General features: G+C 41.3%; 11 protein-coding genes (1 of these 11 cut by a window edge). 9 read left to right on the plus strand and 2 right to left on the minus strand.

Going from position 1 to position 12,264, the window contains the following annotated elements:
* Positions 1-41 precede the first annotated feature (41 nt).
* Both PY091_RS15910 and PY091_RS15915 read left to right on the plus strand, forming a co-directional pair.
* Positions 42-1,361, plus strand: coding sequence for a carboxypeptidase-like regulatory domain-containing protein (locus PY091_RS15910; protein WP_275650585.1), 1,320 nt, complete (start codon positions 42-44; stop codon positions 1,359-1,361).
* Positions 1,362-1,420: 59 nt separating this feature from the next.
* Positions 1,421-2,473: a S66 peptidase family protein gene (locus PY091_RS15915; RefSeq protein ID WP_275650586.1), complete on the plus strand. Its 1,053-nt coding sequence runs from the start codon at positions 1,421-1,423 to the stop codon at positions 2,471-2,473.
* A 66-nt stretch (positions 2,474-2,539) separates the two neighbouring features.
* On the opposite strand, the gene rocD is transcribed toward PY091_RS15915, so the two are convergent.
* Positions 2,540-3,820: an ornithine--oxo-acid transaminase gene (gene rocD, locus PY091_RS15920; protein ID WP_275650587.1), complete on the minus strand. Its 1,281-nt coding sequence runs from the start codon at positions 3,818-3,820 to the stop codon at positions 2,540-2,542.
* Between the two features lie 235 nt (positions 3,821-4,055).
* Between rocD and rlmD the strand changes: the two genes are divergently transcribed.
* From rlmD to PY091_RS15940, 4 genes are read left to right on the plus strand one after another with little or no spacing between them, the layout of a single operon-like run.
* Positions 4,056-5,468 (plus strand): 23S rRNA (uracil(1939)-C(5))-methyltransferase RlmD, encoded by a 1,413-nt coding sequence (rlmD, locus tag PY091_RS15925; protein ID WP_275650588.1) that lies wholly within the window; start codon positions 4,056-4,058, stop codon positions 5,466-5,468.
* Positions 5,469-5,499: 31 nt separating this feature from the next.
* Positions 5,500-6,030 carry a DUF6452 family protein gene (locus PY091_RS15930; RefSeq protein ID WP_275650589.1) on the plus strand — a complete coding sequence of 177 codons (531 nt, stop codon included), beginning with the start codon at positions 5,500-5,502 and terminating at the stop codon, positions 6,028-6,030.
* A complete protein-coding gene (locus PY091_RS15935) occupies positions 6,011-6,766 on the plus strand; it encodes a DUF6048 family protein (protein WP_275650590.1) in 756 nt (251 codons plus the stop codon). The genes PY091_RS15930 and PY091_RS15935 overlap by 20 nt, the downstream gene beginning before the upstream one ends.
* Before the next feature lies 1 nt (position 6,767).
* A complete protein-coding gene (locus PY091_RS15940; protein ID WP_275650591.1) occupies positions 6,768-7,103 on the plus strand; it encodes a VOC family protein in 336 nt (111 codons plus the stop codon).
* A gap of 144 nt (positions 7,104-7,247) precedes the next feature.
* Here PY091_RS15940 and PY091_RS15945 read toward each other — a convergent pair whose 3' ends face one another.
* Complete coding sequence (locus PY091_RS15945; protein ID WP_275650605.1) at positions 7,248-8,411, minus strand: THUMP domain-containing class I SAM-dependent RNA methyltransferase; 1,164 nt, start codon at positions 8,409-8,411, stop codon at positions 7,248-7,250.
* 56 nt (positions 8,412-8,467) lie between these two features.
* Between PY091_RS15945 and PY091_RS15950 the strand changes: the two genes are divergently transcribed.
* From PY091_RS15950 to PY091_RS15960, 3 genes are all read left to right on the plus strand, one after another.
* Positions 8,468-9,154 (plus strand): ZIP family metal transporter, encoded by a 687-nt coding sequence (locus PY091_RS15950; protein ID WP_275650592.1) that lies wholly within the window; start codon positions 8,468-8,470, stop codon positions 9,152-9,154.
* A gap of 146 nt (positions 9,155-9,300) precedes the next feature.
* The gene (locus tag PY091_RS15955; RefSeq protein ID WP_275650593.1) at positions 9,301-11,502 is read left to right on the plus strand and encodes an Ig-like domain-containing protein; all 2,202 of its coding nucleotides are present in this window, start codon (positions 9,301-9,303) and stop codon (positions 11,500-11,502) included.
* Between the two features lie 71 nt (positions 11,503-11,573).
* On the plus strand, positions 11,574-12,264 hold the beginning of the coding sequence (locus tag PY091_RS15960) for an Ig-like domain-containing protein (protein WP_275650594.1). 1,592 nt of this gene lie beyond the right edge of the window; only the first 691 of its 2,283 coding nucleotides appear in the window; its start codon is at positions 11,574-11,576; its stop codon lies off the right edge, out of view.

A 12,264-nucleotide genomic window follows, 5' to 3' on the forward strand; every position in this document is an offset into this window, starting at 1 on the left:
TTTTGTACATTTATTAAAAGTAACTAGGAAAAATTGCGGATATGACATCGAAAACCCCATCATCGGTTCCAATTAGGAATGCAAAGAACATAATACTTTCGGTACTAAGTACCATTGCACTGTTATTGCCCATAGCTTCGAATGCCCTTCAAGAAGAGACGGCCGTGGTCGATTACAATGAATACAGTGGAGAGGTAAAAGAGGAATCCAGTAACAAGGCCTTGGTATTTGCAACCCTTTCCGTTGAAGGCACCAATATTAGCACCATCACCAATACGGAGGGCAATTTCTTGCTAAAAGTGCCCAAGGAACATTTGAGCAAGAACCTTATTGTCTCCTTCCTGGGATACAAGACCAAAATGGTACCCATTTCCAGTTTAGAACCGGAGGGCAACGAAATTACCTTGCAAATTTCAGTGACACAGCTTTCAGAGATCAATATTAATGCACCCAAGGACGCCTTGGCCCTGGTAAAGGAAACCTTAAAGAACAGGGATGATAATTATTTTGACGACCCTGCACTAATGACGGCATTTTATAGGGAAACCATTAAAAGAAGAAGGAGAAACGTATCATTGGCAGAAGCTGTGGTCAATGTGTATAAAACGCCCTACAATGCTTCCAGGGACGACGCGGTCGAACTATACAAGGCCAGGAAGAGCACCGATTACAGCAAATTGGACACCGTGGCGCTAAAATTACAGGGAGGCCCCTACAATACGCTCTATGTGGATATGATGAAATATCCCGAGTACATATTTTCCGAGGAATCCCTCTCGAACTATAAATTCGTTTTTGACCGTTCAACACGGATCAACGACCAGTTGATCTATGTGATCCGTTTTAAACAATATGAGGGCATATTGGAACCCTTATATCAAGGTGAACTCTATATTGATGTAGAGCATAAGATATTGACGGGCGCCATTTTCTCTTTGAACATTACCGATCGAAAAAAAGCGGCCGAGCTTTTCGTGCGAAGAAAACCGGCCAAGGTAGATGTTTGGCCCACTGAAGTTTCCTATCGCGTGGATTATAGGGAAAAAGATGGAAAATGGTATTATGGATACAGTAGCGTATTCATGGAGTTCAAAGTAGACTGGGAGGACAAATGGTTCAATTCCCAATACAGCATGACGGCGGAAATGGCGATTACCGATTGGGAAAAAAATCCCGGTGACGAAAGACCGCGATTTCGTGAACGCATCAAAAAATCGATAATTTTAAGTGATGAGGCCTCAGGATTTTCCGATCCGAACTTTTGGGGGGAGTACAATATCATAGAACCTGAAAAATCCATTGAGTCCGCAATAAGAAAAATTCAGAGGCAACTGCGCAGGGAAGAAAGAAACAGTGATTAAAGCATGATTTTATTCTAAATTTTGTGCATTTTTATGCTTGCTTTGCATAATCCCATAAAATGTCCAAAAGAAGAAGCTTTTTAAAATCGGCAACAGTTCTTGGTGCTGCAACACTATTGCATCAAACCAGTTGGGGAAACCAACCTTTAGCGCAACTCAACACAAAGATCAAACCTAAAAAATTGAATCCCGGTGACACCATCGGTCTTGTCGCTCCCGGTTTTGCCATTGCGGAAGAAAAACTATATCTGGCAGTGGACACCTTGGAAAAGATGGGGTTCAAAACCTATTACACTGATCGCATTAAGGGGAATTTTGGTTATTTCAGTAATACGGATGAAGAAAGGGCCAAGGATTTGAACGAAATGTTCGCCAATAAAAAAATCGATGCCATTCTTTGTGCCAGGGGCGGTTACGGATGCACCCGCATTTTGGATATGTTGGATTACGACACGATTTTGGACAATCCAAAGGCACTTATTGGTTTTAGCGATATTACTGCATTGCTCAATGCCATCTACAAAAAGACCGGCCTTGTCTGTTTTCACGGTCCAGTTGGAAGCACATTAGATGATGAATACAGTCAATCCTATTTTCAAAAAGTCTTGATGGAACCAGAGGAAACCCTGCCCATTAAAAATGCCATTTTGCGGGATCCCAAACAATATCGCAACAGTGAATACTATCGGTATACCATACACGCTGGAACGGGTCAAGGCGAACTTGTTGGCGGAAGCCTATCCTTGGTAACCGCAATGATCGGCACCCCTTATGAAATAGATTTTACGGACAAGCTCGTTTTCTTGGAAGACGTGGAAGAAGCCCCATATCGCATAGACCGAATGCTCACCCAACTTACCGATGTTGAAAGTTTTACTAAGGCAAAAGGAATTATCTTCGGGGTCTGCAAAGGTTGTGACCGTAAACGGACAACGGACAATTTCACTCTTAGGGAAGTGATCATGGACCGAATAGGGCCATTGGGCATACCTGCGGTATATGGGATGAGCTTTGGACATATTCCACAAAACTCGACCTTGCCCATCGGTATCGAAGCCAGCTTTAATGCATATAAAAAACAGCTGAAACTATTAGAGCCTGCCGTTTCCTAAAGAAAGTTTCAATAGCAATGTTATAAATAAAAAATGGCGGTCAAAGGACCGCCATTTTTATAGATTCTATTTAGAGAAATCCTTTAGGGTCTTGATAATAATGGAAACACAATCCATCAATTGCTCTCGGTTCATGACCAAAGGTGGCGCAAATCGAATAATGTTGCCATGTGTTGGCTTGGCCAGCAGACCATTTTCCTTCAAGGCCATACAAATATCCCATGCAGTGGAACTATCTTCGGTATCATTGATCACAATGGCATTCAACAATCCCCTACCCCGCACCTTGACCACAAGGTCGCAAGTAGGAATAAACTTGTTCAGCTCTTCACGGAAGAGTTCACCAAGTTCCTCGGCATTTTGAGCTAGGTTTTCATCTTTGATAACCTCCAAAGCGGCCATACTAACGGCAGCGGCCACAGGATTACCACCAAAGGTACTTCCGTGGCTTCCCGGTGTGATCACCTCCATAATATCGTCATTGGCCAAAACGCCCGATACAGGATATACGCCACCCGAAAGGGCCTTGCCCAAAATCAAGATATCGGGTTTCACATCCGGTGTTCCACTACAATTTTTGTCCGCGCAGCTACAATTGCCGCAAGTGGCCAGCAACCTTCCCGTTCTGGCAATACCGGTTTGCACTTCATCAGCGATAAAAAGTACATTGTATTTTTCACAAAGGGCTTTGGCACCTTTCAAGTAACCTTCGGATGGCACATACACCCCTGCTTCACCTTGGATAGGTTCCACCAAGAAACCTGCTACGTGCGGATTACTTTTAAGTGCGTTCTCCAAAGCCGTTAAATTATCGTATTCGATTTTTATGAACCCTTCGGTGTATGGGCCATAGTTTTCTCTTGCCACTTCATCATTGGAGAAAGAAATAATAGTGGTCGTCCTTCCATGAAAGTTATTTTCACAAACGATTACTTGGGCTTGGTTTTCTGGAATACCTTTCTTCTGATAAGCCCATCTTCTACAAACCTTCAGGGCAGTTTCCACTGCTTCAGCCCCTGTGTTCATGGGCAATAGCTTGTCAAAACCAAAAGTTTCCGTTGCATATTTCTCATACTTTCCCAACATATCGTTGTAAAATGCCCGTGAAGTCAAGGTCAACGTTTTTGCCTGCTCCACCATGGCCCCAACAATTTTAGGGTGACAATGTCCTTGGTTCACGGCAGAATATGCAGAGAGAAAATCATAATATTTTTTCCCTTCCACATCCCACACATATACACCTTCTCCCTTGCTCAAAACCACAGGAAGTGGATGGTAATTGTGCGCTCCGTACTTGTTTTCCAAATCTATCGCTTGCTGCGATGTTAAATGCTCTAAAACAGCCATTTCATTAAATGATTAAAATTGATAAAATAACCATTCCTACTGTACCTTTATTCTTTCGAAGTCTCGAAAAAGCAGCGTGGGAGAGAAATCATCCCTTGGAGTGCCCGCAAATTACAAATTAATTGATGAAAACGTAATTTTTCTAAAAGTGATTCGTCTTCCATTATTCGAAAGTTTAGATGCAATTTAAGAAGCTGCATTCTGCCAAATACCAAAAAGAACTTACTTTTGCGGCATGCGTAAAAACAGAAGGAGAAAAACGTTTGAAAACGTAGAGGTAGTCGATGCCGGAGCAAAGGGAAAATCCGTAGGGAAAGCTCCGGATGGACGGGTTATTTTCTTGACCAATGCCGTACCCGGTGATGTGGTCGATGTAATGACCACCAAAAAACGAAAAGCTTATTTTGAGGGGGTTGCCACCAAATTCCACACCCTATCCGATAAAAGAACGGAACCGGTATGCCAGCACTTTGGTACTTGCGGGGGATGCAAATGGCAACATATGGGATACGAGCACCAACTCTACTTCAAACAAAAAGAGGTAGAGAACAACCTAAAGCGCATAGGCAATCTTGAGTTGCCCGGGACCACTCCTATCCTTGGGTCCAAAGAACAGTATTTCTACAGGAACAAAATGGAGTTCTCCTTTTCCGATAGCCGTTGGTTGACCCCGGAGGAAATCAATTCTGATATCGAAATTGAGGATAGAAATGCCTTGGGGTTCCATATCCCAGGTATGTGGGACAAGATATTGGACATTAAAAAATGTCATCTGCAACAAGATCCTTCCAATGCCATACGTTTGGAAACAAAGCAGTTTGCCAACCAGAACGGCCTAAGCTTTTTTAATCCCAGAAAACAAGAAGGGCTTTTACGCACATTGATGATCCGCACATCATCAACAGGTGAGATTATGGTACTGGTTCAATTCTTTGAGGAAGACACCAAAAAAAGGGAACTGCTCCTCAATCATCTAGATGAAACTTTTCCCGAGATCACCGCTTTGTTATATGTGATCAATTCCAAAGGAAACGATACCATCTATGATCAAGATGTCATCTGCTTTGCGGGTCGAGATCATATTTTTGAGGAAATGGAAGGGCTTCAATTCAAGATCAATGCAAAATCCTTTTACCAGACCAATTCCGCCCAAGCTTATGAACTTTATAAAGTGACCAGGGAATTTGCCGGACTCACAGGTGATGAACTTGTATATGATCTATATACCGGAACGGGAACAATAGCCCAATTTGTTTCCAAAAACGCCAAAAAGGTCGTTGGTGTGGAATCCGTGCCCGAAGCCATTGAAGATGCCAAAGCCAACGCGTTGCACAACAATATCTCCAATGTGGATTTTTATGTAGGTGACATGAAAAATGTGTTCAACGATGATTTTATTGCAGCCAATGGTCAACCAGACGTGATCATAACCGACCCTCCACGGGACGGTATGCATAAACAGGTGGTTGAGCAATTATTACAGGTGGGACCGTCAAAAATAGTCTATGTGAGCTGCAACAGCGCGACACAAGCTCGTGATTTGGCACTGATGAAAGAAATGTACGCTGTTACAAAGGTGCAACCAGTGGACATGTTCCCACAGACCCATCACGTTGAAAATGTTGTACTTTTGGAAAAACGGGTATAGTTTTTCGAATTAAAACCCTTAGGTAACCGGAATGAAAAAGATAATCCCCATCCTACTTATTGCCTCCATGTTATTTTACATATCATCCTGTGAAAAGGACGATATCTGTATTGACGGGGACACACCCCTATTGGTCATCGGTTTTTATGATAATGAGGATACTACCGCTTTTAAAACGGTATCCTCTATCCGCGTGATCAACATGGATATTGACAGTGTGATCACCAACGATTCCTATTTAGGAGCTTTCGGTGACAGGTCCAATATCACGGATTCGATTTTGGTCCCGCTAAGAAGCAATGCCACAACGACCATGTATCAAATTATTTCTGATTCGGCGGATGATAGTGAAACGGAACTGGAAACTGGAAATATAGATACCCTGACCATTTCGTATGATTTGGGAGAGGCTTTTATATCCAGGGCCTGCGGATTCGTTACCAACTACAACAACATTTCGATCTCGGTAACAGAGGGCGGAGAAAACTGGATTCAAGATATTAGCGTTGTTCAACCCAACGTAGAAAACACCGATAACATCCATGTCAAAATATTTCATTAGTATATTTCTTTGCCTGTTGCCCATTATGGCACAAGCACAAAATGAACCGATAGACCTTTCGCAAAAGGATACGGTCGAGTACAAGGAACGTTACGGACTTCGTGTTGGGGCGGATATCAGCAAATTGGTGCTTTCTTTTGTGGATGAGGATTACACCGGGCTCGAATTGGTCGGGGACTTTCGCCTTACCCACAAGTTGTATCTCGCGGCCGAGATCGGCAACGAAACCAAACGGCAGGATGAGAACCTGAACAATACGTTATTGTACGATTACGAAACTTCTGGAAGTTATATAAAGGCCGGAGTGGACATGAACACCTATGAGAACTGGTATGGCATGAACAATGCGATAACCATTGGCGGACGTTATGGATTTGCCACGTTCAACCAGACCCTGAACGACTATAGCCTTTATGAGACCAATCAATTTTTCAACCCTGATTTTTTACCAGGTGAAAACCCGAATCGTGAATTTACAGGATTATCGGCTTCTTGGTTGGAGTTTGTGATCGGTGCAAAAGTGGAGTTGTTTGCAAACATCTTTGTTGGGATGAGCGCTAGACTAGGCTTTTTGATCACCAATTCAGAAAATGAAGATTTCCCGAACCTGTGGATACCTGGCTTCAATAAAGTTACCGATGGAAGTAATTTTGGCGTGAACTACAATTATTCCATTTCATACTTTATCCCACTTTACAAAAAATCAAAAAAGAAAGAAAAAGAAAACGGCCAATAAGATGAACGCTCCCATTGACTATATCGAATTTAAGGCCACGAACCTTGAAAAGACAAAACGGTTTTACGGTCAAACATTTGGATGGACCTTCACCGATTACGGCCCGAGTTACACCTCATTTTCTGAAAGTGGTGTTGCAGGTGGTTTTGAATTGAGCCCAGAGCCCATTGTCAATGGAACATTGATAGTACTTTATTACAGTGATCTGGTTGGAATAAGGGAAAAAGTTATCGCCGCGGGAGGAGAGATCAGTAAGGAAATTTTTGAGTTTCCCGGTGGAAAAAGGTTCCATTTCACCGATCCGTCCGGTAACGAACTTGCTATTTGGTCGGAATAATAAAAGGAGCCACAGGGACTCCTTTTATAAAATTTGGTTGAGTTAGTTAGTCGTGTTTTAAACACACACCAAATCTAAACAATTCTTTTAGCTTGAACCAAACCCTTTCAAGGACAAAGTCACACTTTTTTGTTGCATATACAACTAAGTTGTTTCTTCCTTATTGAACTTTTTGCTTCCTTCATAAATATCGTACTTGACCAATCTGGCCTCCAACTTACCGTTAAAGGTCTTTATTTTTTTTGATGTCTTTAGCCCAACGTGCTTTAGAGCTTCGAGATTGGAGGTAATCAACCAAGCCTCCGTTCCCTGATAAACCTGTTTTAGGGTATCCCCTATCTTTCCATAGAAAATCTCCATCTCAATCGGTAATCGTTCCCCGTAGGGTGGATTGAACAACATGTGTAACTTGCCCTCCACCGGTTTATCCACTCTAAAGAAATCCTTTCGCTCCACGGTTATATAATCGGAAAGGTTCGCATGATCCACATTTTCTTGTGCTTTGCGAACAGCTGATGGGGCTTTGTCATATCCAATGATCTTATGATGGAATTCCCTTACCTTTTTTAAACTGGCATCCACAATCTTATGATGCAACTCCGAATCATAGTCCTTCCAGTGCATAAATGAATAGGATTCCCGATTAATGTTCACAGGGATGTTGCATGCAATCATGGCTGCCTCTATCAAAAACGTTCCGCTACCACACATGGGGTCAAAAAAATCCGTTTGTCCGTCCCATCCGCTTTGTAGCAGGAGTCCGGCCGCCAACACTTCGTTTATTGGTGCAATATTGGTTAAAATACGATACCCTCTCTGGTGCAAGGAGTTGCCCGAACTATCCAATGATACGGTACACGTATTGTTGTAAATATGGATATTTATCCGAATGTCGGGGTCCTGTGTCCTTACATTGGGGCGCTCTCTTACCACATCCCTAAACTTATCCACTATGGCATCCTTGGTCTTTAAAGAAACGAACATGGAATTATCGAACACCTTGGTATTGGCTATACTATCAATGGCAAAGGTTTTGCTTACATCAAATATTTCCGTCCAATCTATTTCGTAAACATGCCTATAAAGGTCCTTCTCGTTGAATACCCGAAAAGTCTTGATCGGCTTAAATACCCTCAATGCCGTCCTTAAGCATAGATTGGCCTTGTACATAAAACCGGTGTCCCCTTCAAAACTTACGTTACGCACACCTTCTTCCACATGCCCTGCACCCAGATTACGGAGTTCCTTGGCCAAAATAGGTTCGAATCCGTAAAGGGTCTTGGCCATCATCTTAAAATTCCCTGCCATATAATCATAAAAACTTTCCACAAAAATAGGTTATTTTTGCTCCTTTAATTCCGCCTATGGATTTTCCTTCCGTTGTTATTTATATCATTCCGATTATTGCCGTATGGACAGGGTTTGGCTTTGTTTGGTTTACCAAACCAAAGAACAACGACAATATAAAACTGCTCTTGGCCTTCAGTGGCGCATTCTTGTTGTCCTTGACCTTCTTTGAGCTCCTCCCAGATGTCTACAACGGTCATGAACCTAAAACCGTAGCGCTTTATATTTTGGGCGGGATATTGTTACAGGTATTCTTGGAGTTTTTCTCCAAGGGCGCAGAACATGGGCATATGCATGTACATTTACAGGAAAACAAATTCCCTACCCTATTATTTCTAAGTTTATGCATCCACGCATTGGTAGAGGGCGTTCCAATTCATGGTAATGATTCCATACTTTACGGAATTATCATACATAAGATCCCTATTGCCATCATTCTGAGTATATTTTTGATCAATTCCAAGATGAAGCTTGCCACTACCCTATTGTTTATTGGTGCTTTTTCCTTGATGACACCATTGGGCAGCTACATATCCACATCTTCATGGATGAACGATCATGGACATTTACTGACCTCCTTGGCCATTGGTGTTTTTTTCCACATCTCCACTATAATTTTATTTGAAAGTGCACAAGGACACGCTTTTAACTTAAGGAAACTGGTAGTTATCATTCTTGGAATAGGGGTTGCCTATTTGGTTTGATGGTCACATCCGGTAATAACTTGGAACAAGAATATATTCAGTAAGCTAATTGACAGTGTTTTAACGATTTTTCTTACTTTTTTCCCTGTTTCATAGGTGATTTTTTGTGGAAATCCAATAGATTTAGGTACAAACAAAATACCAGAATGAAATTACCTAAACTAACCATTGTTGCTTTAACAAGCCTTATTGTTTTATTTTCTTGCTCATCGGATTCCGAAAATCCAGTCCCGGAACCTGAACCGGATGTGGTTGCTCCCGAAGTCGACTTTACCATACCGGGAAGCACAGGCGGCACAACATCCCAGCCACCCGTTTTCAGTAATCAGATCGTGGTGGATATCGATGCTACGGATGCAGGTGGAGTGGCTAAAGTGGAAGCCTTTTTGAACAATGAAAAAGTGGGCGAGGACACAACGGCACCCTATCAAATCACCATTGATATTTCCAACTACGCTTCCAAAAACAACCTAACTGGAAAATTTACGGATTACACCCTTAAAATCACCGTTACCGATACTTCGGGCAATGAATCCTCTAAGGAGGAGATCATTCATATAGACAACGAATTGCCTGCGATTACCGAGGTTTCTCTAACCGAGGGTCAAGCCATTGCAGGAGATTCCAATTCAATCACTTTCAGCGTAAGTGATAACGAAGGCCTGTCCGTCATAAAAACATTTTTAAACAACACCCTTTTGGAAGAAATTACAGAAGAGGTTTATGAGGTGAACATTAATACATTGGGGTTGACCGATGGCGAAAATACATTCCGTATAGAGGCCATAGATCTGGCCGATAATACGGCCACATACGAAGTGGTTTTTATTTCGGACAACACAGGGCCAGAAATTAATCTCAATACGGAATTGAATAAGGTCTATGACCCCATTTCGATTACTTCCGATATAAGCGATTCCTATTCAACTGTCCAATCCGTTGAGTTTTTGATAGGAGAACAGAGTTTGGCCTTGTTTGAGAATGGTGCAACCCCAACATATGATTTTATTCCCGATAACTTTACAGTGGGAGCCAATATCTTGAGAATAGTCGCCATGGATGAGCTTTCCAATATATCCACATTTGAAACACCCTTCGATATTGAAAGAAAACTGATAACCATTAACATACCAGAAGATAGGATACACCCTGCTATTGTCACACCTATTGTTTTCATTTCCAAAATGGATGGCACACTTGTTACCTATAAGGAAATGTCAAGAGATGATAGGCAAATTGTTTTGAGCTCCCCAGAAGAGTTTACGAATACAGATGAATTTATGCTAACATTTTATCTGCAGGATAATGGAGGTATGACAGGTATATCGACCCATCAAAATTTAACACGAAACAACCCGGGGGTCATCAACTTACCAGAACCGAAAAGGTTTAATGCTGGAAACTCATACGAATATCCAGCGATAAATTTCAATGCTGGGGATTACACAATAGGCAAAGGTGGGGCATATCTTCTTTCAACTGCAAATTACGATTCTTCGCTAATTACTGCAGAAGGCTATATTAGCCTGGCAGCCTCTTCAATAGGAGACCAAACCAAAGATTTTGACTCGTTTTACTTTTACCAAACATACCAGTCCAATGTTCCTGAAGGATATTCTTACCTCATAGTAGACAGACCTATCGATAGTAATTTTGTACTTGACAAGAATGATTTCATTACAGATGGTGTGGAAACAAGAAATCTTGTTGTTGAAGCACCAGGATCATTAGTTGACCAATATTCCAATTTGATCATCAACGGATTTAAATCCCAACAAGATGCTGATAACAAACTTTTTCATCAAATATACCATTCAACATTTATCGGTGGGACCGGTATTGCCAATAACTATCAATTGAACACAAGTTTTTATAGTTATAACCATCATTTACTTTTTGGAAAGTATTATACACAACGTAAAGGGCTGCCTTTGGCAAATTATACAATACCTAATTTGACCCTAAATTATTCCAACAACAATAGCATTGTCGAAGTAAGCATTCAAGGCGATGAACATATTTTGGGACGCATGCAATGTATTGATTTTGACAATTTAAATTACGACTGGTACATTACATTTAATAGTAAAACATCTACCAATGTGGTAATCCCAGAATTACCTGAGGTCATCAATCATTTTGTAAAAGAAGCTCAACAATCCAACAGCATAAAGGTAGAATCAGTCGAACTACTATCCTACGAATCTATTTTAACCTATGAGGATTATATAAATCAAGTAGTAAAAGATCAAAAAAATGTACTGGATGTCACAGATTGGTACCAATTGATTTTTGCCTCGAGAACTGGCAACTTCAATAGTCCGAACAGGGAATTCATCTTTCAATAATATCCTGTTAGCCTTTCAATAATTTGTAATTATTAGCTATAAAGTAGAAACAAAATATCAACCATTCAAATATGCAATTGAGATTTAATCAAAATATTTTCGTGATCATTCAAACTAAACATGCATTTAAACTACTATTAAGTGCTTTCTTCATTTTTTTATCATGCTCTTCAGACTCCGAAAATCCAGTCCCGGAACCGGAACCGGATGTGGTTGCTCCCGAAGTCGACTTTACCATACCGGGAAGCACTATCGGAACAACAACCCAGCCCCTTGTTTTCAGTAATCAGATCGTGGTGGATATCGATGCTACGGATGCAGGTGGAGTGGCCAAAGTGGAAGCCTTCTTGAACAATGAAAAAGTGGGCGAGGACACAATGGCTCCCTATCAAATCACCATTGATATTTCCAACTACGCTTCCAAAAACAACCTAACCGGAAAATTTACGGATTACACCCTTAAAATCACCGTTACCGATACTTCGGGCAATGAAACCTCTAAAGAGGAGATCATTCATATAGACAACGAATTGCCTGCAATTACCGAGGTCTCCTTGACCAATGGTCAGGTTATAGGTGGGGACACTAACGCAGTCACCTTTAATGTCAGTGATAACGAGGGACTCACCTCTGTTAAAACCTATATCAATGATTTGCTGCTACAAGAGATAACTGAAGAAGAATACGAAATCAACCTGAATACCTTGGATTTGACAGATGGCGAAAATATATTAAAGATTGAAGCCGTGGATCTTGCCAACA

Source organism: Flagellimonas okinawensis, from assembly GCF_029194005.1.
Classification (GTDB): domain Bacteria; phylum Bacteroidota; class Bacteroidia; order Flavobacteriales; family Flavobacteriaceae; genus Flagellimonas; species Flagellimonas okinawensis.